At 49.1% G+C, this 24871-nt stretch carries 25 protein-coding genes and 1 pseudogene; 8 read left to right on the top strand and 18 right to left on the bottom strand.

What is annotated here, in order from left to right; all coding sequences use genetic code 11:
• Positions 1-47: 47 nt before the first annotated feature.
• The 3 genes from BLT35_RS02350 to BLT35_RS02340 form a co-directional block, all read right to left on the bottom strand.
• Positions 48-1535, bottom strand: coding sequence for a chemotaxis protein CheW (locus tag BLT35_RS02350; protein ID WP_074726905.1), 1488 nt, complete (start codon positions 1533-1535; stop codon positions 48-50).
• Between the two features lie 18 nt (positions 1536-1553).
• The gene (locus BLT35_RS02345; RefSeq protein ID WP_054819426.1) at positions 1554-3494 is read right to left on the bottom strand and encodes a methyl-accepting chemotaxis protein; all 1941 of its coding nucleotides are present in this window, start codon (positions 3492-3494) and stop codon (positions 1554-1556) included.
• Positions 3495-3614: 120 nt separating this feature from the next.
• On the bottom strand, positions 3615-3842 hold the full coding sequence (locus tag BLT35_RS02340) for a hypothetical protein (RefSeq protein ID WP_054819425.1): 228 nt from the start codon (positions 3840-3842) through the stop codon (positions 3615-3617).
• A 627-nt stretch (positions 3843-4469) separates the two neighbouring features.
• Between BLT35_RS02340 and BLT35_RS02330 the strand changes: the two genes are divergently transcribed.
• Positions 4470-5033 (top strand): site-specific integrase, encoded by a 564-nt coding sequence (locus BLT35_RS02330; RefSeq protein ID WP_062408675.1) that lies wholly within the window; start codon positions 4470-4472, stop codon positions 5031-5033.
• A 437-nt stretch (positions 5034-5470) separates the two neighbouring features.
• Here the strand turns inward: BLT35_RS02330 and BLT35_RS26380 are convergent.
• From BLT35_RS26380 to BLT35_RS02305, 6 genes and pseudogenes are all read right to left on the bottom strand, one after another.
• Positions 5471-5566 (bottom strand): annotated as a pseudogene (locus BLT35_RS26380) (IS6 family transposase); the annotation flags it as partial.
• Positions 5532-6344 carry a diguanylate cyclase gene (locus BLT35_RS02325; protein ID WP_137669695.1) on the bottom strand — a complete coding sequence of 271 codons (813 nt, stop codon included), beginning with the start codon at positions 6342-6344 and terminating at the stop codon, positions 5532-5534. The pseudogene BLT35_RS26380 and the gene BLT35_RS02325, both read right to left, overlap by 35 nt.
• A 14-nt stretch (positions 6345-6358) precedes the next feature.
• Positions 6359-6709, bottom strand: a complete 351-nt coding sequence (locus BLT35_RS02320) for a hypothetical protein (protein WP_235594294.1) — start codon at positions 6707-6709, stop codon at positions 6359-6361.
• A gap of 276 nt (positions 6710-6985) precedes the next feature.
• Positions 6986-7981: a 2-hydroxyacid dehydrogenase gene (locus tag BLT35_RS02315; protein ID WP_054819421.1), complete on the bottom strand. Its 996-nt coding sequence runs from the start codon at positions 7979-7981 to the stop codon at positions 6986-6988.
• Between the two features lie 14 nt (positions 7982-7995).
• A complete protein-coding gene (gene larE, locus BLT35_RS02310; protein WP_062408677.1) occupies positions 7996-8838 on the bottom strand; it encodes an ATP-dependent sacrificial sulfur transferase LarE in 843 nt (280 codons plus the stop codon).
• Positions 8839-9070: 232 nt separating this feature from the next.
• Complete coding sequence (locus BLT35_RS02305) at positions 9071-9553, bottom strand: glutathione peroxidase (RefSeq protein WP_054819420.1); 483 nt, start codon at positions 9551-9553, stop codon at positions 9071-9073.
• 157 nt (positions 9554-9710) lie between these two features.
• On the opposite strand from BLT35_RS02305, the gene BLT35_RS02300 reads away from it, so the two are divergent.
• Both BLT35_RS02300 and BLT35_RS02295 read left to right on the top strand, forming a co-directional pair.
• Positions 9711-11012 carry an AAA family ATPase gene (locus tag BLT35_RS02300; protein ID WP_074726904.1) on the top strand — a complete coding sequence of 434 codons (1302 nt, stop codon included), beginning with the start codon at positions 9711-9713 and terminating at the stop codon, positions 11010-11012.
• Between the two features lie 21 nt (positions 11013-11033).
• A complete protein-coding gene (locus tag BLT35_RS02295; protein WP_074726903.1) occupies positions 11034-12740 on the top strand; it encodes a vWA domain-containing protein in 1707 nt (568 codons plus the stop codon).
• Positions 12741-12924: 184 nt separating this feature from the next.
• Here BLT35_RS02295 and BLT35_RS27455 read toward each other — a convergent pair whose 3' ends face one another.
• The 6 genes from BLT35_RS27455 to BLT35_RS02270 form a co-directional block, all read right to left on the bottom strand.
• Positions 12925-12993: a putative holin-like toxin gene (locus BLT35_RS27455; RefSeq protein WP_245247189.1), complete on the bottom strand. Its 69-nt coding sequence runs from the start codon at positions 12991-12993 to the stop codon at positions 12925-12927.
• Positions 12994-13149: 156 nt separating this feature from the next.
• Positions 13150-14247, bottom strand: a complete 1098-nt coding sequence (locus BLT35_RS02290; protein ID WP_074726902.1) for a DUF3900 domain-containing protein — start codon at positions 14245-14247, stop codon at positions 13150-13152.
• A gap of 134 nt (positions 14248-14381) precedes the next feature.
• A complete protein-coding gene (locus BLT35_RS02285; RefSeq protein ID WP_062408682.1) occupies positions 14382-14549 on the bottom strand; it encodes a XapX domain-containing protein in 168 nt (55 codons plus the stop codon).
• A 227-nt stretch (positions 14550-14776) separates the two neighbouring features.
• On the bottom strand, positions 14777-16261 hold the full coding sequence (locus BLT35_RS02280) for a tripartite tricarboxylate transporter permease (RefSeq protein ID WP_062408683.1): 1485 nt from the start codon (positions 16259-16261) through the stop codon (positions 14777-14779).
• Between the two features lie 9 nt (positions 16262-16270).
• Positions 16271-16720, bottom strand: coding sequence for a tripartite tricarboxylate transporter TctB family protein (locus tag BLT35_RS02275; RefSeq protein ID WP_062408684.1), 450 nt, complete (start codon positions 16718-16720; stop codon positions 16271-16273).
• Positions 16721-16790: 70 nt separating this feature from the next.
• Complete coding sequence (locus BLT35_RS02270; RefSeq protein WP_074726901.1) at positions 16791-17870, bottom strand: Bug family tripartite tricarboxylate transporter substrate binding protein; 1080 nt, start codon at positions 17868-17870, stop codon at positions 16791-16793.
• 466 nt (positions 17871-18336) lie between these two features.
• Between BLT35_RS02270 and BLT35_RS02265 the strand changes: the two genes are divergently transcribed.
• Entirely contained in the window at positions 18337-18915 is a 579-nt protein-coding gene (locus BLT35_RS02265) for a YitT family protein (RefSeq protein WP_175471906.1), read from the top strand.
• 91 nt (positions 18916-19006) lie between these two features.
• Here the strand turns inward: BLT35_RS02265 and BLT35_RS02260 are convergent, their stop codons facing one another.
• Complete coding sequence (locus tag BLT35_RS02260) at positions 19007-19606, bottom strand: biotin transporter BioY (protein ID WP_074726900.1); 600 nt, start codon at positions 19604-19606, stop codon at positions 19007-19009.
• A 124-nt stretch (positions 19607-19730) separates the two neighbouring features.
• Here BLT35_RS02260 and BLT35_RS02255 point away from each other — a divergent pair, with 124 nt between their 5' ends.
• From BLT35_RS02255 to BLT35_RS02240, 4 genes are all read left to right on the top strand, one after another.
• On the top strand, positions 19731-20564 hold the full coding sequence (locus BLT35_RS02255; RefSeq protein ID WP_062408688.1) for an energy-coupling factor ABC transporter ATP-binding protein: 834 nt from the start codon (positions 19731-19733) through the stop codon (positions 20562-20564).
• On the top strand, positions 20555-22249 hold the full coding sequence (locus BLT35_RS02250) for an ATP-binding cassette domain-containing protein (RefSeq protein WP_074726899.1): 1695 nt from the start codon (positions 20555-20557) through the stop codon (positions 22247-22249). Before BLT35_RS02255 ends, BLT35_RS02250 begins: the two co-directional genes overlap by 10 nt.
• 14 nt (positions 22250-22263) lie before the next feature.
• Entirely contained in the window at positions 22264-22716 is a 453-nt protein-coding gene (locus tag BLT35_RS02245) for a DUF1284 domain-containing protein (protein WP_062408690.1), read from the top strand.
• A gap of 147 nt (positions 22717-22863) precedes the next feature.
• A complete protein-coding gene (locus BLT35_RS02240) occupies positions 22864-23175 on the top strand; it encodes a hypothetical protein (RefSeq protein WP_074726898.1) in 312 nt (103 codons plus the stop codon).
• A 95-nt stretch (positions 23176-23270) separates the two neighbouring features.
• Here BLT35_RS02240 and BLT35_RS02235 read toward each other — a convergent pair whose 3' ends face one another.
• On the bottom strand, positions 23271-24428 hold the full coding sequence (locus tag BLT35_RS02235) for a DUF418 domain-containing protein (RefSeq protein ID WP_074726897.1): 1158 nt from the start codon (positions 24426-24428) through the stop codon (positions 23271-23273).
• Positions 24429-24598: 170 nt separating this feature from the next.
• Positions 24599-24826: a hypothetical protein gene (locus BLT35_RS02230; protein ID WP_062408693.1), complete on the bottom strand. Its 228-nt coding sequence runs from the start codon at positions 24824-24826 to the stop codon at positions 24599-24601.
• Positions 24827-24871 lie beyond the last annotated feature (45 nt).

The following is a 24871-nucleotide window of genomic DNA, read 5'->3' as shown; positions in this document are numbered from 1 at the left end:
AGGACTGCCCCCGGGACCAAAAACACTTTACCTAGGGCAACATCACATTATGCTGACATTTTCTCAAAATCCAGTACTTTATCAAGACGCAGGATCAAAACCATCCTTTTCCCGTCATCGAGTTTGCCGACACCCTCTACATAACTGCTGTCAATACCGTTACTGAATAGTTCCGGCGGCGACTCAATTAACGCCTTTTCAAATCTCAGTACTTCCGATACCGAATCCACAATGATTCCCGTTTTTACGCCGGCTGAATCCACAATGATGATCCTTGTGGCATCCGTCATTCCCTTTTCAGAAAGTCCGAAAAACTTTCTTAAATCCAGAACAGGGATGATGTTGCCCCGCAAGTTCACTATACCGTTAATGTAGTGAGGAGCCCGTGGAATTTGGGTTACTTCCGTCATTCGATTGATTTCTTGCACTTCCTTAATTTTTATCCCATATTCTTCATTATCCATTTTGAAAGCAACCAACTGTTCCTCATCCATAATCTGTCTTTCAATACTTTTAACCCCATCGCTCTCCATTGAAACGCCATTTAATTCGCTGATTTTCCTATATGTATCGGCAGATATGATTTTGGAAGGCTCAAGCATCATAATCAGGCGCTTGCCGTTGTCCAGCTTGGCCACCCCTTTAAGCTGCTCTCCGCTTTGCGCAGAAAACTTTGGAGGGGGCTGAATCATGCCGGCGGGAACCCTTAAAACCTCGGATACCTTGTCCACGATCATTCCAGCCGTAAAGCCTCCCATATCCACAACCAGAACTCTTGTATGGTCGGTTGTTTCCTTAGAGTCCAGGCCAAAATAACTTCTCAAATTAATAATGGGAAGAAGATGGTTTCGAATGGATACAACACCATCCACATAGGCTTCACAGTTCGGGACCTTCATCATTTCAGGTAAACGTATGATTTCTTTTACCTGCATGATCCCGATCGAATACTCCTCATTACCAAGTAAAAATGATACCAATTGCTCATCGCTGGCGGCATCCGACGTTGAATCATCCCTGGATTTCACAACGGGTTCTCCTTTGGTGTCCTTCTCATTCGTTTGAGTCTTTGCCTCCGCATCGCCATTGACCACAGGGACAATATCAAGAAGCATGATCAATCTGTTCCCGTTATCCAGCTTAACAATCCCATGCAAATATTCTGCATCCACATTTTTTACGATTTGCGGGGGTTCTTCAATATCCGAAGTACTGACACGAATGACTTCGGACACTCTATCCACAATGACTCCGGTTGCCTTGCCGTTTACATCAATGACCAATACCCTGCTGTTCTCATCCTTTTCTTTCCTCTCCATATTGAATCTGGCTCTTCCATCGATGACGGGCAAGACATTGCCTCTCAAGTTGCAGGCTCCCTCGATGTAATCCAGAGCATACGGCACTCTGGTGATTTCGGGAACTCTCACGATTTCTTTCACATGCATGATGTCCGCCCCGAATTCATCATCTCCGAGATGGAAGGTAACCAATTGGCGCTCGTTAAAGCTTGTTATTTTTCCGGAAGACGCCATAACTTCTCCTCCCGCCCGCTATATATTTTGAAGTTCATCCGCAAGTCCGGATATTTCCTCAATCGCTTCAGCCAGTTCTTGCATTCCTTTCGCCTGTTCGGATGCGGCATTTGCCGCCTCCTGCGTAGCCCTGCTGGCCTCCTGGGCGGCAATAGCAATCTGCTCTACAGCTTTTTTCGCCTGTTCCAAAGCAACCAGCGATTCTTCCGAGCCCTTTTCGATTTCTTTCGCACCCGTATTAATCTTCATCATGCTTTCTTCAATCACATTCAGGTTGTGGGTAATATTCTTTGCTTTCTCTGCTTCGGTAAACGAGGTCTTGCTGGAAACATCGATATCCGTTGCAACTCTTTGGATTTGACTCTGAATGCCTCTTACCAGATCCTTTATTTTATCCGTATTCTCGGCGGATTCATTGGCAAGGGCCCGTATGTCGCCAGCTACTACAGAAAATCCTCGTCCAAACTCTCCTGCCCTGGCCGCTTCAATAGACCCGTTTACTGCCAGCATATTGGTCTGAATGGTCACATTCACAATGGCATCCACAATCTTATCAATTTTACGGATGGTTTCTTCCAGATTTTTGATGTTTCTGGCAGCAACCAAGCTTGCATCAGCCGAGGCTGAAATTCCCGCGATCATATCGTCAACCGCGATCTTATTGCTTTCAATCAATTTTTGCATATCGGCCACCTTGACTGTAGAGGCAGATGCCCTTTCATTCATTTGTCTTGCTGCCACAACAAGCTTTTCACCAAACAGGGAGGACTTTTCTGTGAGTTCCGCTTGCATCTCGGCACCTGAAGAAATTTGCTCCATAGCCTTCATAATCTCACTGGATGTTGAATTCGCCTCCTCCACGTTGGCCGCTAATTCCTGTGCCGCAGCAGCAAGAGCCTCGGATGATTTTTGAGCGTCTGTAGATACCTTCAGATCTTCAGCCATCTGGGCTAATTCGGACGCAGCCGCATTCAACTCGTCAAAAGCTCTATTTTGCAATTGCAGGGATTTTTCTACTTCCTCGGTAGCGCTGCTTTGCTGTTCGGCTGCTGCCGCAATTTGTTCGACAATGTTAAGAAATTCAGAAGCACCCTTGTTGGCATCGATAGCATTTTGTGATATTTCAGCAATAGCTTTCTGTACAACCACGATTTCCTCGTTGATTTTCACAAGATCGGCAGTCGTTTTCTTTGCTTTCTCCGCTTCTGCATTAGCGGCTTTCCCGGCGTTTTCGATATCACTAACGACAATTTTCACATTGTTTTGAATTTCAGTAACCAATTCTCTGATGTTTCTTGCAGACTTCTCAGATATTTCGGCAAGATTTCTGACCTCATCGGCAACCACGGCAAATCCCCTGCCATGTTCGCCAGCTCTTGCAGCCTCAATCGCGGCATTTAAGGCCAACAGATTGGTCTGATCGGCGATTCTCACGACGGCCTGCACGATATTCCCGATCTCATCCGACTGCTTTTCCAAATCTCCCACCAGTTTGCCCGACTCAATATTGGCATCAGCGGCGGTCTGTATTCCTTTGATCATGGTTTCAATATCATTGGAAGTATTTTCTATGAGTTCTTTCGCAGCATCCACGCGATGGAGCGATTCCTTGGCGTTTGTGTCCGCAACAACAGACGACTTTTCGATCTGGTTAATGGCCGCCCTCGATTCTTCTGCCGCCGAGGAAGTTTCGCTGGCGCCCTTTGCAATTTGGCCTACGCTAGCGCTGAGCTCTTCTGCCGCACTGCTGGCTTCTTCTATCCCTGCGGCAAGCTGCTCGGTTGCAGTTGCGATCCTCTCAGCCAACTGCTGCTGCTTGGCCAATGTTCTTGCTCTCACCTTGTCCAGGGCCTGCTTTCTTGCAAATTCTCTCTTTTTTTCGAACTGATCAACCTGAACAGATAGTTGTGCGCCTCCTTTGCCTTGAGAGCCGGCGGGTTTTGCAAGTTTCTTTTCCATAACGGTGCCTCCTGGTTTTATATTTGCTGTTATGTAATATCCAAACCGTTCGTTAATCCAATCGCTGATAACCGTTCTTATCTGTTTTTCATTAGCTAAGCCTTCTGATTGCTACAAACATCATGGCTCCGGGCAATAAACGATGTAGTATACATGAACTCCATCTCCGGTCGGCTCATTTCCCAAATACCCATCACGAAATAATGAATAAACTCTTTTGCGCAGCTCGTGTATGGTCGTTTGGATATTGCTTTGGATTAATGTTTTATGAATTTCGGCTAATGTATACAATTCACTTTCACTGTTCTTTAATAACTTTAGTAATTCTTCATCGGTAATCTGCTGCATTCGTAGCCCTCGTTTATGATTTTATGAAAAAAAACTTCAAGCTATCTTGATACCCAAACGTACTTGCCGAAGCAAATCACCTCCAACAGGATATCATACCCGTGAAATTCTCCTCCTCTTAGATCACTTCCTTTACAAGTATTGTAAAACTCCTGGATCTTCTTGACAGGGGAAGCTACGGTATGATTTCTATAAAGTGACATCAATCATCTTTAGAAGGAGGATCAAATAGAATGTCATTTTTTGAGCTATGGTGCATATCTGGTACTGACGTAGATTTGAACATCCGCGTCGGTATACACAGATGCTCTGACATGATCGGATATTTCCGAGTCGAGAATCTATCATCCGAGAGATCGATCCTTTTGATCGAGCGGCAGGATGAAGGACGGTCACACACCGGTACTATCAAACGATAGGAATCGATTTTACTCCGTTTGACAGAACGCTATCTCCCTTTTGAATTTAACAAAAGTATCATTTTGTTATATTAAAATAAGTTCTCAAAAGAAATAAAAAACCGATAGTAAAGCCTATATTCCGTGCCTTCATGAAAAAAAAGGAATTTCAATCAAACTTATTGAATTTAACATTATATTAAATCATAATATTGGGGTGTTCGAAATAATGGCAACCAGATCTGGAGCAAATGCAGTTGAACCCATACGTGATTTGGAAAAAATTCAAGAAATAAAAAATTATTTACTGGCACGATCTTATCGTGATTATTTTCTATTTGTTTTCGGGATTAATTCCGGTCTTAGAATAAGTGACATACTCCCTTTAAAGGTATTGGATGTGAGATATACGAAACATTTGAAGGTAAGAGAGAAGAAGACCAAAAATGTTAGGAAAATCATCATTACGAATGCACTAAGAAAGGAAATAGAAAAATACACAAAAAATCTTGCCGATTCCGATTATTTGTTTCGATCCAGAAAAGGGGGGAAACCGATACATCGTGTACAGGCATGGCAAATCATCCATGAAGCTGCAAAAACGTGTAATGTTGAAGGGGCTATTGGAACTCATACACTACGTAAAACATTCGGTTATCATTTTTATCAACGCTTTAAAGACGTAGCGATGTTGCAATATATTTTTGGACATTCAAGCCCATCTGTTACATTAAGATATATAGGAATTAACGATGACATGGTAGACGAAGCCTTGGAGTCATTTTCTCTATAGTTCTTTTTATCTAATTTTGTTAAAATTCATTGATAAAATAACTGGAATTATTAGTCTCAATGGTCTATAATTATCGTGATGATACCGGTTCATTTTTCACAAAATATAACAAAATGATACTTTTGTTTTGTAGTTCGAAATCATTTTTCTTATCATAGGACAATTTTTTTATTTTTTTTATTATTAAGACTTCGTTTAAATGAAAAAAACAAACTTAGTTGTAAAAGTGTTTCGAGAAAAGTCTCAAAAACAAAAGCCAATCTTACAAAGCGTTTATTTTGTAAGATTGGCTTTATTTTTTAAGCAAGGGTGAGCGATGAATCGTTTTGCTTTAGAAAGGGCAGACGAATGATGGCATTCAACCTGCCCTTTTCTTATCATATGTATGACTTCAATTCCAGCAATGAATACTAATTCCGGCCCAAACGGATAATCTATCGCATAATTGTTGTATGGGCGATATGTATTTCATTTTCTGCTAAATCACGATAACTTAGGTTATATTTCAAATACCGTCTTACGGTTAGCAGAATCCGGGGAGCATCGTTTTTTAATCTCCGTACAAAATAAGCTTGCTCGAGTAATCATTTCTCGGAAGGAGAGCGAAAACAGTTTCTCCCTATCTTTGCTTCCAAGAAAGACCCCTACGGAGGCACTTACTTTAATATGTCCAATCCTTATTTCTTCGGATAAATTCTCCGCCAATAATAATGCCCTTTCTTCATCTCGAAGAGATACGACAACAAATTCATCTCCTGCATACCTGCATAGATAGTCGGTTTCTTCCAAGGTTTCCTTTAGCCTTCTGGCATAGTAAACCAGCAAATCGTCTCCGACGGGATGACCATACTGTTTATTGATATCTCCGAATCTATCCAAATCGATGAATAGTACCTGGAACGCCTGTTTGTTTTCAATGAAATGTTCAGCCACGGCATGTATGTATGCTTGACGGTACAAACCGGTTAATGGGTCGATAAGCTGACTTAAAGCGCTTTTGAGCGCTTCGCGTGTCACCATTCCGCAAACCTCACTTCCGTCTTTGACAACCAGACGTTCAATTCGATGTGTATCCATAAGCTGGATGGCATCCCAAATAAAACACGTTCGGGGAACTGTGATCAGTTCGGTGGACATGGCGTCTGCAACGATCCGGTTGGGATGCGCGGATCGGACATCAAGTGAAGTGATAATACCTACCGTAATCCCGTGATCGATGACAAGAAAAGAACCTACTCGATGCTCATTCATCCGTTCCGCAACGTAAGCAAGACTTTTGTCGGAAGAAATCGTCATGACTGAAACATTCATTATTTCCTCCACTCTCAATGAAGCTCCACCTCCCGTTGAACAGAAATAGCCACCTTGAGTTCCGAGCGAAGCACCATCGTTTCGTTAATGAGGCCTTCCGCTTCCTCCAAAACGATTGACATCAGAAGGTCTTTGTCCAACATTTCAAATAATGTCTTACGAACCAGTACCGCCTCAATTTTAGGGTGTTCAACCTTTATAATGACAAACTGATCCGGTGACAACGCTTCGGCCATACGGCGGACGGCTTCAGGCCCAACCGGAGCTTTTCTGCCGATAATCAGCAAGTCCTGCATGGGTGGCACTTCAAATTCAGTTATTTTCATGGACAGCGTTGCTTTCCGGGAATAGAGCGACCGATTCATCCTCATTTACCTCGTTACTTAAAAATTCAATAATTCTATTGTAACTTTAGACATCGCACTTGACAATGTATCTAGGTTTTGTTATACATCAGCATCCCAGCGCTTTTCACAAAAATGTAAATAGAGATTCAATAAAACGAATTGATCGATATATCCACCAAACACACATGCTGGAAATGCTGAATCTTTGTCGTATTTAGTAGAGCAACAAAAAATCCTGATTTCTCAGGATTTTCCAAAACATGGTAATTAATTCCGCCAAACCGTTTCCTACAACTACGCCTTCACCAGTTCCCGCAGCTCCTTCACCACATTCGAAGGAGAATCACTGGTCAGCGCCGACACCAGATTCTTCGCGGCCAGCATGGCCATGTCAAATCGAGTAACGGCTGTGGCCGAGCCGATATGCGGAAGCGTCACGACGTTAGGCATCTTCAGCAGAGGGTTATCCGGTGAAGGCGGCTCCGGATCGAATACATCAAGGCCGGCCCCGCGAATCCGGCCGGTTTGAAGCGCCTCGATCAATGCCTGTTCGTCCACGGTTTGGCCGCGGGAAGCATTGATAAAGAAGGCCGTCGGCTTCATCATTTCAAAATGCTCTTTACGAATATAATGAACCGTCTCCGGCGTCAATGGCGTCATCAATACGACGAAATCAGACTGCTTCAGCAGATCTTCCAGGCTGCTGTATTTTGCACCGTAAAGCTCCTCGGCCTCCGGACGGCGGCTGCGGTTGTAGTATAACAGCTCCATATCGAAGCCGTTGACAGCCCGCTTGGCGACGGCCTCGCCAATGCGGCCCATGCCGATGATTCCGAGCTTGCGGTGGTGGACGTCCATACCGAAGAAGATGTCATCGGTAAGTCCTTTGCCCCGCTGCCATTTTCCTTGCTTCACGAACGCATCCAGCTCAGGGACCCGGCGCGCGGCGGATAACATGAGCGCCAGCACGAGATCGGCAACCGTATCGTCAAGCACGGTCGGCGTGTGCATGCCGAGAACGCCCCGTGCTTTCATGGCCTCGATATCATAGTGGTTATATCCGACCGATATGCTGCTCACGGCTCTCAGCTTGGGAGCATGATCCAGCAGCTCCTGATTGATCGGAACGCCGGTGGCCAGAAGTCCTTCCACGTCCGAAAGCTCGGCCAGCAAGGCCTGGCGCGAAGCCGTGCCTTGCCCGTCCCACATTCTGCAATCGCAGTGCTGCTCCAGATATGCCAATACTTCCGGCTGCACCGGTTTAGCTATATATATTTTCGGTTTCCCCATGATCACTTAGCCTCCTATTGCGCCGCTGCTTGAACGGCTTGCTGCTCCTGCGGCAGCACTTCGTTCAGGCTGCCCGAGCGGTAGCCTTTCAAATCCAAGGTGACGTAAGCGTAGCCGATTTCCTTAAGCTTGGCATGCACCGTCTCCGCGACGGCCAGTACCTCAGCCAGCTCGGAGGCCGGCACTTCAATCCGTGCCAGCGTGTCATGCTGACGCACGCGTACTTGACGGAAGCCCAGCTGAATAAGAAAATCCTCCGCCTGATCGATCATGGAAAGCTTCTGAGCCGTAATCAGCTCGCCGTAAGGTATTCTCGAGGACAAGCAGGCGAAGGACGGCTTATCCCATGTTTTCAATCCGAATTTGCGGGACAAATGGCGGATCTCCGATTTCTTGATCCCCGCCTCAAGCAGCGGCGCGCGGACGCCTCGTTCATGTGCGGCCTGCAGTCCCGGGCGGTGTTCACCCAAGTCGTCCGCAATGGCGCCAAATACGACATGCTTGTAGCCGCGCGCCTCTGCAATCGGAATCAAATGATCGAACAGCGAGTTTTTGCAAAAATAACAGCGGTTTGTCGGATTCTCCGCATATCCGGGTATGTTCAGTTCACTTGTATGAATCACTTCATGCGACGCTCCCAGCTCGCTTGCCAGCGCGATCGCTTCATGCTTTTCCCGTTCGGGATACGTTTCGGAATCGGCCGTAATGGCAAGCACACGGTCTTTACCCAAAAATTCCAATGCCGCCTTCAACAAAAAAGCGCTATCAACACCGCCGGAAAATGCGACTACGACTTTGTCCATAGAACGGAGAATGTCCCCAAGTTTTTCATATTTTTGCTCTATTTGCTGCTCCATGACTGCCAGTTCCAGCCTCCTTTCATCATGCAGGGAAATCCATCGGATTCTCCCTGTCGCACACGTTTGCAGAGTATGAGCTGGTATATCCACTCTTGCTTATTATAGACCCTTTTGAAGCTGAGAAAAAGGTGTTTTTTAGATCTCCCTTCATCATTATGAAAAATGTGTTAAAAAACAGCCCGCCCTGCAATCGCAGCAAGACAGACTGTTCCTCCAGGAAGTAAATTTATTACTTGCTCAACAGCGCTTTAATGTCCTCTTCAAGCGCCTCAGGCTCGGTACGGGCCGAGAACTGCTTGACCGGCTCTCCGTCACGATTCACCAGAAACTTGACGAAATTCCACTCAATATCCCCGGTGCGGCTATCTGCAGGAACGTTATTTACCAAATAAGTGTAAAGCGGATGAGCGTTCTCCCCTTTGACGTCGATTTTGGCGAACATCGGGAACGTGACCTGATATTTCAACTCGCAAAACGATTTAATCTCTTCTTCCGTGCCTGGCTCCTGGCCGCCAAACTGGTTGCATGGAAACCCGAGAACAACAAGTCCCTGATCCTTGTACTTGTCATAAAGCGCCTGAAGCCCTTTATAATGGGGGGTTAATCCGCAAGCGCTGGCCGTATTGACGATCAATAGCACCTTGCCTTTGTAATCCGCGAGAGACTTTTCTGTTCCGTCAATAGTTTTGGCTGAGAAATCGTAGACTGACATGTTATCCTCTCCTTATCGGCATGGAATCTGACTTCTCTATTGTACCATGAACCCCATTGGAATAAAAATCCTTGGCCGATTAGAGAAAAATGGTCCGCTCTGATACAATAATGAAGAAATACCGGGTGACAAGGCCGAAGGAGGTACTACGCTGATTATGAATGAAATGCAGACGATTCAAAATAAATTGGAAGAAGCCATCGGCCAATTAGAGTCTCGTTTTCTCGAGCGGGAGGAGCTGATCCGTTTGCTGCTGCTGGGACTCATGGCCGGCGAGAACGCGCTCTTGGTCGGTCCGCCGGGTACAGCCAAATCCCAGCTGGCGCGAGCAGTTTCCCAGTTGTTCGGCAGCGGGCGGTGGTTCGAATATTTGCTCACCCGCTTTACGACGCCGGACGAGATATTTGGGCCGGTCTCCTTGAGACAGCTGAAGCAGGACCAATATATAAGGCAGACCGACGGGTATTTGCCTGCGGCGGATTTTGCCTTTTTGGATGAAATATTTAAAGCGAACAGCGCAATACTGAATGCGCTTCTGTCGATTTTGAACGAACGCATCTTTTTTAACGGCCAGACCAAAGAGCATGTGCCCCTGCTGTTCCTCATGGCGGCCTCCAACGAGCTTCCGGAGGAAAACGATCAGCTTGCGGCGCTGTACGACCGGTTCCTGATCCGGTATGAGGTCGGGTATTTAAAGCAAATGTCCAGTTACGAACGTATGTTCCAGATCCCGAATGATCCCCTGCCCCCGCTGCTTTCCCTGCGCGATATTGAAACCGTACGGAGAGCGGCAGCAGAAGTAACCATACCGGAACCGCTGATTTACATGCTGTATCAGTTGAAGAGCGGGATGGAAGAAAAGGAATTCGTACTGTCCGACCGGCGCTGGAGGAAAATAGGCCATGTCTGGAAAACGTCGGCCGCGCTGAACGGACGCACGGAGGTCGGCGTTTGGGATACGGTCTATACCCCTCATATGCTCTGGGACCTCCCGGAGGATTACGGGACATTGCGGGAGCTTTTTCAGAAGGTATTCCAGGACGCCTTGAAGCAGGAGACGGAGCGGGAGCTGCCGCTTAAGCGTTACGATCAGATTGCGAAGCATTGGCTCGCCAAAGAGGAAGAGCTCCATGCTTTCCAATTCAAGAAAGAAGTAGGCGGCCGTTTGAGTAAAGAGGATCAAGAGAAAGCGAATGCCAATCTGGAGGAATGCCGGTTGGAGCTGGAGGAAACGGCCCGCGAGCTTCGCGGCAAGCTGGTGCAGTGGCTGCAGCGGGAAAAGGATTTGCCGGGTTATATCCGAAACCGGAATTTCCTGCTGGTTCAAACAGCCCAATACGCCGTGAAATACACGCACCTCCGGATTCAGGGCGAGCGCACGCTGCAGACGCTGCAAGGACTCTACCGCACACTGTTCGACCGGGAGATTCCGGGCGTCGAATATGATTACACGCTGTAACTTTGTCGAGGTGGTGGCATCATGATCATACGCTGCGCGCGGATCGACCGCTTTGTGTTTGACGGATACGTTCACTCCTCCAGAACGGCGCAGGAGTGGATTCGTGAAGCCGAATCGCGGACGCCGTGGTTTACCATTGAGCTGTTCGCCGATTTCTTCTTATGCTTTTATCTGGCGAATCCGCAGGCCGACTACAGCGGCGAGGCTACCCCGTTTCACCGCTGGCTGGTCGGAGAGCTGCAGAAGCAATTTTTTTACCGGACTATCCATCCCCGGACGATTGGCGAAGTGAACGCTTCCTTCAAAACGGCGCTCAAATCGCTCATGTGGCTGACAGAAAGCTTCGAACAGGAAGTCAAGCGGAGAAAACACGAGGAACAGCAGCTCAGGACGATCGGAATGAATGAGCAAAAACGGCAGCAGGGCCAGGAGCAGTCGCAGGTTCAAGAGCACCTTACCGAGAAACAATTGGAGCAGCTTCGGCTTGTCGGGTACACCCTGCAGCGAGGCAAGCGGAATGTCGAGGAAAAGCAGGCGGCACTGGACAGCCGTCCTTTGGTCCATGCGGAAATCGACGCATTAAAGGAGCGGATCCGCTCACTTCAGAAGGAGATGAAGACCGACTTCATTCGCCGTGACAAGCTGCGGCAGAAGCTTGCAAAAGCGGAGGCCGAGCTTGGCGAGCGCGAAAAGCAGCTGGAGCGTATCAGCCGGCGGGAGCGGGAAACCGTCCGTCAGCTGGAAGAGCAGCTCGGAGGCTGGTTGAACCGGGCGCTGCAGGAATCGCTTGGACGCGAAGATGCCGAAAGCCTGGACGTGTTCGAGCTGCTGCAGGCCAGTCAACGGATTGCGAACCGCCGCTGGGGCAGCGATCTGGGGCGTCTGCATCGGCAGCAGTTTACGCATTACATGCAGTGGGTTGAAAGGCTGAAACGGCATCCGGAGCTGATCGCCTTCCTGCAGGAGGTCGGCCGGCAATTGCAGCATTTGAAGGCCCGGCGCCGCAAGCTGCGCTCCCCTCGCGTCCCTGAAAGCTATGACGACCTGCGGCAGTCCGGAGATATCTCGCATATGCTTGCCAGTGAGGCCAGTCTGCTGGCCGATGAAGATTACGAAGCGTATTTTATGGTCAAATGGCTGGAAAGCAAGCTGCTGACCTATAACATCTCCGGCTGGACCGAGGAGCCTCAGAGAGGTCCCGTCATCTGCATGCTGGACACCTCCCATTCCATGCGGGGCAGCAAACTCCGGCTTGCGCAGATTTTCATCGCCACCTTCGCGGCCTTCAGCATGCTGGAAAAACGCGATTTTCATCTGCTCCTGTTCGGCGCCCGCGGCGAGCTGATCGAGCATCCGCTCTATTGGCGGAAGCCTGACTGGCCGGCGTTCTACGCCTTGGCGCAGATGGCCTTCGGCGGCGGTACGCACTTCGACGCCCCGCTTCGCCGGGGCATCGAGCTGGTGCGCGCGGAGCCCCGCTATCATGACGCCGATTTCATCATGGTCACCGACGGTGTCGGCTCCGTCTCCCCGCCCGTGCGGGATGCGCTGGCCGAGCTGGGCAAGACAAAGCTCGTGCGCCTGCACTCGCTCATTATCGGCACGGCGCGGCAGCACCTCGCCCAGTGCTACGATATTTTGGGCGTTTCGCATCAAGTGCGCTTCGCCGCCTCCTGGGAGACACAGCGCAGCGGCGATCTGCTGCTCGACGTATTCAAGGGTCATTAATGGATGCCTTGCAGTCCATCCGGGAGGAGTGTCTCGTTGTCAATCGGTGTCGTTCGTGTTATGATATAGACAACAAAGACCAAGTGCTGGTAACACTTGGTCCGCACAATTGGCTTGGATGGGTTTTCCCTTCCCGGTCATAACGGAAAAGAACCCACCTGGGCGCTAACCTTAGGGTGGGTTCTCATTTTTTCTTGTAGTTATTACTAATGTATGTTAGCAGTGCAATGAGAAATGAGCCGAATAACAACATCATCGTTATGGCATCATTGATTTCCATGGCCTCACCTCCTCCCTGCTTCGGCTGTTACACCTTACAGTCGAGAAAGGACACCATGCCCACCCAAGATTCAATTGTAATTTCCATTTTATCACACGAGATCAATCCGAACAAGCGTTCTTCCAATCCCTAGTAAGGCAATGCCGCTGCCGCCAGCTCTTCGTCCCTAGCCTTGGCCTTGAGCCGGCCTACAAGCGAATCCAGGGGCTCCGGCATCAGCAGCTCCACCGGCGAGATCCCGCGGTCAAACTCCAGTCCGTCTCCTTCCAGCACAACGACGTATCGATCCCCCAGCTTGGCGATATGCAGCCGGTCGCCAAAATCGGCGAGCAGCGCCTTCACGATCATATTTCCCAGCTTCAGCTTCATCTCGAGGTCCGGCTTTTGCTCGACCATCATCGACGCGGCTTCGATCACCTGGCTTTGATCCCATTTTTCCTGAAGCTCCCGCTTCTCGCTATGAGCCCACAGCTCCATTTCTTCGAGCTCGCGCTCCTTTTCTTCCGGATGATCCTCGTATACCTGCTCAACGTACTGCTGCACGAAGCCGAGCACCTGATCGCTCATCAGCTCGGGCACCGATTTCTCGTATTCGACGAACTTCAAGAAGTCTTCAAAATATCGGGCATGCGAGGATTGGTGAATCTTAAGCTCCCATACCTCCATCATTCCCGGCTCCGGCATGTGCGGGTACATTATGGATTTCATATTTTTGGCGTTGATCGCCATCTCCACTTTATTCAATAGACTGCGCTCGTCCGTAATCCGGGCAATTTTTTGTTCGAAATCGCATTTGAACACGAACAGAAACGGCTCGTCAAAATATTGATTTGCCTTGGCCCGCACAATGAACATCGCGCCGCCCCGAATTGCACTCGCATTCATATAGGTGGTCACCAGCTCATCGGCATGGCCCATAAACGAATCGATCGTCTCCGCCGTGCGCAGCCGGGCAAACATATTATAGTTCGGGTTGCTGTCCAGATCATATCCGGGCTCAACAACGAATCGGCCGATCTTCGTCGGCACCTGTTCCGACTTCGGGTTGCGTTCGGCCTTGCGTTTGGCGGTTTTGGTGAACTCTCCGTCCAAAAACGCGCTGAGCTCGCTTGCGGAGTAGTCATCCCCGTCCATTGTCTGGTAATGCTTGCTTTGCTTGCCGCCTTGTCCGTCCTCTCCCTCCACCTGGATTACGAAAAAAGAAATATACTCGACGTCAAACTTCATCTAAGCGTCCCCTTCATCAGTACATTGTTAAGCCGCCGGTCAAAAGACCGACTACTAGTATACTACAAGGCGCCGATGGGTTCATAGAGACAAAAGTTCGAACATCCGATCGCGGCAGGGCCCGCGGTCGCCTTTTATTTCAACCATTCAAGCAATCGCTGCATAAGCATACCGCCAAGGTATATACCCACGATACCCAGTACTCCGGGCAGGACCGGCGGAGCGGGAAGCGGCAATTTTATCCATTTAAAAACAACCCCGACGATAAGCCCGGCGATGAATGCCAATACGGATTCTTTCATTTAGGCAACACTCCATGATCAAAGGTTTGGAATTTCGATATCTTAAATATCCTTATACGAATAAAGCGAATGAAAAAACTCCCTTTTAGGGGAGTCAATTCGATCGGCCATCACCAGGTAACAGACAAGCGATGTGATTATTCTTTGTTGAAACATGGATGCTTATGTATTCGTTTAATGCAAGCAATAATGGCCTGCCCATTAATAGAAGCTGATGTACGCCGGCTTCAACGCCGCTTGAGCAGCAGCTTTTTTGCCATCGGAAACACAAGTATGATGACTGTGAGGATCAGTAAAGAAAGCGAGATCGGACGGTCGATAAAGATCATTAGACTTCCGTTGGAAGCGGTCATCGATTGGCGGAACGATTGCTCCATCATTTCTCCCAAAATAAAAGACAGAATGAACGGAGCTGCAGGAAATGAGTATAAGTACATGAAATACCCGATCATCCCGAAGAGGACCAGCATATACAAATCAAATACATTGCTTCCGATCACATAGACCCCGATAAAGCAAAACGTAATAATGAGCGGAATCAGCATGGCTCTGGGTATATACATCAACCGTGAAATGTACGGGATTAAAGGGAGATTCAAGATCAGCAGGAAGATGTTTCCCACGTACATGCTTGCAATGACGCCCCAGAAAATATCGGGATGGTCCTGGAACAGCAATGGCCCCGGCTGGATGCCCATCACCAAAAAAGCTCCCAGCAGAACGGCCGTCGTCCCCGAACCGGGGATTCCAAGACTCAGTAAAGGGACGAAAGCGCCGCCAGACGCCGCGTTATTGGACGTTTCCGGTGCAGCTACGCCAACCAAGGAGCCTTTCCCGAATGCAGCCGGATTTTTGGACAAGCGTTTTTCGGTAATATAGGCGAGAAACGAGGAGATGGACGCCCCCGCACCGGGCAAAACACCGATCACAAAGCCAAAAAAGGACTGCCGCAGCGTGGGGCCGGTGATCTCCTTGATCTCTTTTTTGCTCAACAGCAGACTTCCGATGGCCTTTCTGTCATGGAGGGCTTCATTCCGGTGGATGATAAGGGAGCTCACTTCAGCTAACGCAAAAAGTCCCAGAGCAATGATCAAGAAATCAAATCCTTCCAACAGGAACACGGAATCAAAAGTAAACCGCGGTGTTCCGGTCTGGGCATCGATTCCGACGGTAGCAACCATAAATCCGGCGACGACGGAGATCATCGCCTTTATCTTGGAGCCGTCAAACAAACTGGACACCGTAATGAGCCCCAGGAAAACAAGCGAAAAATATTCAGGAGGACCAAACGACAAAGCGATTTCCGCCAAATATGGCGCAAATAACATGAGCAGAACGACACTGATCGTTCCGCCTGTGAACGAACCGATGGCCGCAACGGCAAGCGCCTTGCCGGCCTTCCCCTGTTTTGCAAGCTGGTAGCCGTCAAGCGTCGTCACGACGGAGGAGGATTCGCCCGGGGTGTTAATCAGGATCGATGTGGTGGAGCCGCCGTACATCGCTCCATAATAAACGCCGGCCATCATGATCAGTGCAAGCGTAGGATTCATCCCGTAGCTGACAGGAATCATCACGGATATCGCGGTGATCGGCCCGAGTCCCGGAAGCATGCCGATTAATGTGCCGACAGAAACGCCAATCCATACGTACAATAACGATTCCCAGCTCGTCGCAATTTGAAAGCCATGCAGCAGTTGTTGAAAAGTATCCACGGCTACCTCCTATAAGGGCAATATCCCGGCAGGCAATTCGATATCCAGCAAATAGTTAAAGCTGAAGTAAATGGCCAACGAATAAATAAGCGAGACGCTGATATTGACTTTCCAATTCTTATAGCCCAAAAATTTCGTGCAAACGATTAAAAACAAGGCGTTCACAATGACAAACCCCACGGCTTCAAGCAGCAAAATGTACAGAAGCGCCATACCCAGCACGGATAACAGCACGCGCAAATCGGCGGGGCTGTGCTTTTCTTTGGCTGCTTCATCCGTTTTATTGAAGTACAAAGCGATCGATAGAGCGAACAGCAAAAATCCCAGCAATTTGGGCACGACATCAGAATCTACGTTGACATAGGGGAATTTAGGCAATTTAAAGCTGTAATAAAGAAAGACAATGGACACGATCAGCAAAACGGAAGCGATTTTTTGATTGGCTGTCTTGAACAACAATCATTCACCATCCCTTTTTAAAACGAAGTCAATGTAAGGGTAGGTAACCCGAACATTGACTTCCACCAATTTATTTTTTTATCAGGCCAAGCTCATCCAGCAGTTGTTTAAGTGCTGCTTCTTCCTTCTCCAGGTATGCTTTATACTCTTCGCCGGTTAAGAACAGTTCGTTCCAGCCGTATTTCTGGCGTATTTCCACCCAGGCGGAGTTCGTGTTTAATTCCTTGAATTTCGCTTCATAGTATGCGAGTGCATTGGGGTCCATTCCGGGAGGACCGAAAAAACCGCGCCAATTTTCGAATGTCGCATCGATTCCCTGCTCCTTCGCTGTTTTAAATTCGGATATGCCATCACCCGAAAGCCTTTTCTCCGATGTAATTCCAAGCACTTTTACTTTTCCTGCCCGTACCTGCTCCACCGATTCCGCAATGCCGGTAGAGTAAATGTCAACGCTTCCATTCAAGAGAGCAGGCAGTGCACCCCCGTCTTGTATCGAAACATACTTGATTTTTCTAATATCCACACCGGCTGCTTTCGCTACCTTAATGAACTGCATATGGTCCATACTGCCGGGTGCCGATGCGCCGACAACGGTAATTTTAGCGGGGTCCTTCTTCATATCGTCAAACAATTCGTTTAAATTGTTCCACTTGGCGTCCGCTCTGGCGACAAATGAACCGTAATCGGTAATCAGGTTGGCAATCGGAGTGAAATCGCGAAAACTAAATTGCGATTGACCGTTCAGATGCACGAAAATAATCGGCGGGGATGTAACAAATAACGTATGATTATCTCCTTTTTTCGCATGCACGCCGGCCCAGGCCACCGCACCGCCGCCGCCGGCCTTGTTGACAGCGCCCATGCTTTGCCCGATGATGTTTTGTTCCTCCAGCACCTTCGCCGCCATACGCGCGGTCGTATCCCACCCTCCGCCTGCTCCGGCAGGCACGACAACCTCAATCGATTTGGCGGGAGACCAGGCAGCCGCCGTCCCCGTTGGATTGGCATTTGCATTGCCGTTAGCCTGCTTGTGATCGGCGGGATGATTCGAGGCTCCTCCATTCGTGCCCGATGTTTGCGTGGAGGAACTGCATGCGGCTATTGTAAAAGCCAGAACCGCAGCCAAACCAAGTGTGATCATTTTTTTCATCCTGTGTACCCCTTCTCGCTTAAAATGGTTAAACGTACGCGGGCCAGCCGGAAAGACTCCGCCTGAACCTTACCATATCCATATGCCGGATCCGGCTGCGCAATTCTTGAACCGCTTCAATTACCGAATTTTTTATACATAGGACAAAGCCACTCCGGCATATGCTTTTAAATAACCATTTACGGGGTGATCACATGAGTAAAGAATCAATGACGCTTGGACAGTTCATGGATAGACCGCATAAAAGCCGGCCTCATCGTTCCGTGCTGCTGATAAGGATACCTGGCGGAAAAAGAACGTCACGGATCATTCGCTCGATCTTCAACAGCAAAAAAGCTTAGTCGGACCGGGGAACGGTGTTCCGGCTAAGCTTTTTCAACAAATGTGAACCATAATATGCTACAATAGCACATAAAACCTATTTCATATCCCGGATGGTGTATTTATGCGCAATGTACTATTAATCGTGGCAATCCTCATTTTTGCCATAGGAAATCTGCTTTTTGCCGTTCCTAACTACATTATGAACGGTGGAATCACCGGTTTAAGCCAATTATCCTACTATATTTTTCATACAAATATCGGTTTAAGCCTACTGCTTTTCAATTTACCGCTTTTCATTTACGCCTTTTTTAAATACCGTGATTTATTTTACAAATCGGTGGCAAGCATGATCGTGTTTTCCCTGGCCGTCGGATTATTGCAGGATTTTATCATCCCTTTTGGAATCCAGAATATCTGGATCGGCAGTATCGTCGGCGGCTTTTGGATGGGAATTTCCCTGGGCATTCTCGCGAAGCTGAACGCCAGCTTGGGAGGCGGATCTTTGCTTGGCAAGATGCTCAATCTGCGTTACGGGTTCTCGCTTAGCAAATCCATTTTTTTCATCGATGCTTCAGTATATCCGTTGAGCCTTTTTATCATCGGAGGAAGAGAGACCTTATTTTCCTTGATCTTAACCGCTTTTAGCGCTTTTGGCGTTTACGTGGTCGGCTTGTTATCCAACAGGATACCTGCTAAGGATAACAAGCCGTCTTTTCAGTAAGAGGCTTTGATTTGACGAAACAAGCATTCCGATTCCTGCAGCCAGGTTCTCCGTAATCGGGAAAAGCTGCCCAAGAAGGGCAGCTTTGTGTTTATTTCGGCAGGCTTTGACGGACAGCACCATGGCCATGGCCGGTCAAGCGGGCCTGAGGGAATACCTGCCGCAGGGAAACGGTGATTGCGGTTGCGGCAAGGGCTTTAATTACATCGCCGATAAGATAAGGATAAAATCCTAACGCTATCGCTTTATTCATGGAAAACCCTGCGGCATGGGCAAGCCATGGAACCCCTGTCACATACAAGAGCAAAGAGCCGAAGCCTTCCATAATCAGAAAGACGAGCACATATCCGGGCCACCCGCTGCTGCGTACTTTACTGACCAAAAGCCCAATAAGAAGCGCAGCGAACGGCCACATGATCACGTAGCCTCCTGTAGGTCCGAGAATTGCCGGCAGGCCTCCTTTGCCTTGAAGCAAAGGAAACCCGAGCGCGGCCAGGACAACGACGATCATCATGCTGAAAAAGCCGTAGCGTGCACCAAGTAATCCTCCGGCCAGCATAACCGCCAATGTTTGCAGCGTGATCGGCACCGGGGTAAACCCGAGCGGAATGCTGACATAACCGAAAACAACGACTAGAGCTGCGAATAAGGCGCTGAAAGCAACGCCTCTTAAAGTTAACGTTTTTGCCAATTGTGTTACTTCCCTTCATTATGATAAAGTATTAGATAATTTGATTGTCAACCCCATCAACATAGGTTAGGTTAACAATATGCAATACGCATTATAGCATGCTGATAAAGGAATGGATAGACCGATGACTGCAATTTCTCAACCTGTGATTCAACTGGAGCGAGTGACCGTCGATTATCTCGGCGGCGCTTCAGAACGGCCGGCCCTGGACCAGATTTCCCTGGAGCTGGCTAAAGGCTCATGGACAGCCGTCATTGGAAACAACGGAAGCGGTAAAAGCACGCTTTCCAAAGTAATGGCCGGATTGAGCCCCATATCGGAAGGGCGGCTGATCGTCGCGCAAGGTCATTCGGTACATATGGTGCTGCAAAATCCGGAAACACAAATCCTGGGTGAAACCATTGATGAAGAAATGCATTTAAGTATGCGGGATACCCAAGATCGCACCCTTGCCGAACGGGAATCGAACATGCTCCGTCTGCTGAACGAGGTCGGTTTATCGTTACCGCCCGACGCTCCGGTCAAATCCCTCTCAGGCGGACAAAAGCAGCTTTTGAACATGGCCTGCTGTCTGGCCGCCGGCGCAGACGTCATTCTTTTTGATGAGGCTACCTCGATGCTGGACCCCAACTCCCGCGAGGCCGTGCTGGAGGCAACCGCCAAGCTCCAAAGGTCAGGGCATACGATCGTTTGGGTCACCCATCGCATGGAGGAGCTTTGCTTTGTGCAGAGGGTGCTGCTGCTCGATCAGGGGCGCATCGCTTTTGATGGAACATGTGAACAGTTTTTTTACGGGAAAGGCCTATCCGATGAACCGAGCCCATGCGAGCGGTTCGGCTTCGAGCCGCCTTATGTTGTGCAAGTTGCCCGCGCTTTGCACAGGCTCGGGCATGAGCTGCCTGTCAGGCCCTTATTCCCCCAGCAATTAAGTCAGGCCGTGGTGAGCTTATGCCGATAAAAGTAAGCGGACTTACGGTATTTACGGATCACGGGCGGACCGGCACTATTTTGAATAACATTCATTGTACCGTTCAAGACCGGACGATGACGCTTGTCATCGGCAAGGCGGGTTCAGGTAAATCGACTTTGCTGCGCTCGCTGGCCGGCTTGACGGAAAACATCGAAGGCAACGTATTTTATGATGATCTCCCTTTATGGAAGCAAGGACGGATTGATCGTCAGCTTTTGCTTCGCAGCGTCCTGGCTTTTCAGTTTCCCGAGCATCAGCTGTTCGCCCGTACCGTTCAAGGCGAGTTTGATTACTCTTTAAGAGCTTACCGTCTCCCGAAGCCGGAAAAGCTTCGCCGCACCGCCGCCGCCATGGAAGGACAACGGCTCCCCGCTTCATATCTGTCCCTCTCCCCTTTTATTCTTAGCGGAGGACAAAAACGGCGGGTGGCTCTCGCTACCATCATGGCGCCCGAAACCCCATGGCTGCTGCTGGACGAGCCGTCGGCAGGCTTGGACGGAAGCTCGCTGGCCCGGCTGAAGGAGGAGCTTGCTCAGTGGAAGCGGCGAAGGGGCATCGTGCTCGCTACTCACGATTTGGACGCATTTTTGCCGATCGCTGACCGGGTTCTCCTGATGGAGCACGGACAAGTAGTCGCAGACCTGACGCCCAAGGAGCTGTATACGAACCCGCAGCTGCTGGTTCAAACCGGTATCGGCCTTACCGACGCGATGAAGGTTGCCGAATCGCTGCGCGAGGCAGGGCTTCCCATTCCGTCCGGTGCCTTAACGCCGCAGCAAGTAGCGGGCACACTTGCCCGTGAGATATGCGGCATGCCGCAGCAGCCGCAGGTGCGTTCGACACAGAATCCCCCGCCGACAGGTTATCAGCCTGCCCAACCTCGGAGCCAGGCAGCGGACCGGCCGGTCAAAAGCTTTATATACAGCATGGATGCCAAGTTAAAGTGGATGATCTATATGCTGATCTCAGTGGGGATCATACTTCAGCAGCAGTGGAAAGGCTTATGGGTTGCCCTGCTGTTCGCCGCCTTATGCCTGTCGCTGCTCCTTCCGGAGGATCGCCGGAAGCTGAAGCGAATGTCCAAGCCTCTACTGTGGTTCATGGCCATAGCGGTTTTGACCTCAGGCATCCAGATCAGTTTTGGACAAGGAATTCCTTGGACGGACAGGCTCGGTTTTTCCGTTGAATCCGCCCGGGAAACCTTGCGCAGATTGTTCACCTTTTTTGAAATTACTTTAATCGGCCTTGTTTTCACGCTGTCCACCAGCACTTCCCATATGAAGCAAGGGCTCGAGATCGCGCTGCGCCCGCTGAAACGAATCAAGGCGCCCACCGAAATGCTGGCATTGGCCGCTTCTCTTGTGCTGCGCTTCATCCCTCTTATCATTGAAGAAACGGAGCGGTTTGCCATGATCGCCAAAGCGCGCGGCAAACGGACCTCCAGACGTGGACCGATCGGTATGAGAGAGATCCCGGTGTTCGTTATTCCGCTGCTGATCTCGTTATTTCAAGCCGTAGAAGAACTCATTCTGGCCATGGAGATGAAAGGATATATGACCGGATCTCCACAGCATGTGCCGGCGGCTAAAGCGGAAGGACGATGGGACAAGATGGCTGTGCTCATCAGCACGATCTTTTTCTTCATACTCATAGGGATACGTTTGTCAGGTTAAAAGGAGGATGACGAATGGTTCTTCGATTACGCGGCCATCATTTACTTTGCTTGCTGGGATTTCGGGGAATGGGATATTCTCCAGAATTCACAAGCAATATGACAAAAATCTACGAGAAGCTTCGAACAGAACCGGCAACGATGGTAACAATCATGCGCGGCAGCGACGATCTCTGCAGCTGCTATCCGGATGACAAGCCCAATCACTGTGAGACGACCAGTGTGCATGATCGGGATGACACGGTGTTAGAGCGGCTCGGATTAGCGCCGGGCGTAGAGATCGCGTGGCAGGATATCCTTCAGCTTCTGGAAAAGCGCATGATGCCCGGGGACATCCCGCGCATATGCGCATCATGCCCTTGGATGCCTTACGGAGTTTGCGAAGAAGGGGTCGCCCGTGTCGCTGCAGGAAGCGGCCTGGCTCCGTTGCCAAGCGTTGGATCGGGAGGCGCATCCCCGAAGGGATAAACCCCTGCTCAAAGTCCGGTCGAAGCGCCTTATTGATGTCCTCTTTCATAAGGACCCGCTCCTTGGAATACTTAAAAACTGGTAACACGAGCTATGTATTATATAATGTAGAATGATGAACGGTTATGTCTTTTCAGGAGGTATGGGATGGACGCAAAAGTGAAACAGGCGTTAGACGTTACTTTAAGAAACTGGAACGCCATGTCGGGGTCGAGGCATGAGGATGCCGAGGAAACCGCCAATGAATTTGAATCTTCTTTTTATCTTTTTATCGATGCCTTAAGCGACTGGACTTATGAATTGGATCCACAGCCGCAAACGCTGGAGGAATTTTTGGAGCTGCCCATGATCCAGGAGATTCTCGACCTGCTTCCCGCACCGCTGCATTTAAATTTTGAGACCGAAGCCGAACTCATTGTCGACCATAAAACCAGAATAGAAGATGCCAAGTACGATTAGGTTGTTGACACGATATCTTAGAATCAAAGGCAGTCCCTGGGCCCGATGAGCATAGGAGCCGCCTCTGATTCGCTTATAAAACCGATATAAAACAATTATTCGGCCTGCTTCAACTCCGCCGGCTTCTCCCGAAGGGACGGGAAATACCCATAGGTACCTGCACGCCATGCCCATTCCAGCGGCCCCATGCGGTAGCGGCGAAGCCAGGCCCGGCTCCACCAGGCTTGAAGCCAAAATAGAAGTACGGAGTAAATAAAACAAATCCACAGAGGCCATGAACCGTCCTGCCTCAAAAACACATAAAGAATAAGCATCGTTATAACGGACTGCGTCAGGTAATTCGTGAAAGCCATTCGGCCGACCGCGCCCAACCCTTTGAATCTTTGTTCGCCGGGATGACGAATCAGACGCATCAGCGTACAAAAATAAAATACGGCCATGGATTTGCCGGACAAGAACGTATAATGGTAAACATAGTTCGGATTATAAATGGATCCTGAAACATAGTAATATACCATCGGAATAAAGAAGAGGATCGATAAGGAGAGCGAGATCCACTGCATCCATTTCAGCCTGTCCGCCGAAAGCCCATTGCCCTCGAACCAGCCCTTCTTGCCGGCATATAGACCCAGCAGGAACAAGCCTGCGATCTCAGGGCCTTTCAGGAATATATTCAACGTGCTGTAGGTAAGCAAAAAGCCGATGCGCTGTGCCAGGTCCGGAACGGTCTGAAAAATAGGCTTGCTCAGCTCATCCGGAACAAATAAAATGGCGAGCAAGGTGGTTGCGACAGTGATGAGCCCGGAGAGAACAAGCAGACTCAGGCTCCAGATCAGAACGGTCTTCTCCTTCCTTCTATAGAAAAGCAGAAGGATGAACCCCAGTATGGCGTAGACATGCAGCACATCCCCGAACCATATCAAGACCCCATGGACAATACCGACGATAAGAAGGAGCAGCAGTCTCCTGGTCATCATTTTCTTGGCAGCGAAGCCCCGCCGCTCTGCACTGCGCATGAACAAATAAAAGCTCAACCCGAATAAAAAAGCAAATAGCGTATAAAACTTGGTCTGGATAAACATATCGTAGAGGAGCCGGAATAAGGCATTGGAGCCGGTATACTCCGATTCAAAAGCGACCCCATTGCCGAGCATCTCCGGTATATTGACCACGCAGATGCCCAATACGGCAAATCCGCGCACAATATCTACCTCCTTTAGTCTTTCTTTGCTGTCACCCTGCAGATTGTGCATATTCAAGTTCTCCCCATCGGTTTATAGAATGTGATCACTGTTTAGCAAGCACTATGAGATATAAGATAAGACACTTCCGCGGAAAAATAAATAAGGATATCCGACTGCCGCCGGGCGGCTTGGAGTATCCTTAATCCATTCTTGTAGTCCATATCATCGATCATGTCTGGTTAATTGAATTTTTCCGGCAGAGCTTTAATGATCTCTTCATATTGGAGAGCTACCGCCACTTCCAGAATATGAACAGGATTTTGATGGGCGTAGGCCAGCAGCAGTTCTTTATTAAACTCATCATCATTCATCTTCAAGCTTCGTTTGATTAATTCCATCATCGCTCTTTGATTACGAATATTAAGCTGCTCGATTTTTTCTACAGCCAATTGAATTTCATTCTCCATAGTGCCACTCCTAAGTTCGTTTTGCGTTATGTATGGAACATCAAC

The organism is Paenibacillus naphthalenovorans, from assembly GCF_900099895.1.
GTDB classification, from domain to species: domain Bacteria; phylum Bacillota; class Bacilli; order Paenibacillales; family NBRC-103111; genus Paenibacillus_G; species Paenibacillus_G naphthalenovorans.
The sequence above is the reverse complement of the archived record's forward strand: the minus strand, read 5'-3'. Positions and strand labels throughout refer to the sequence as shown.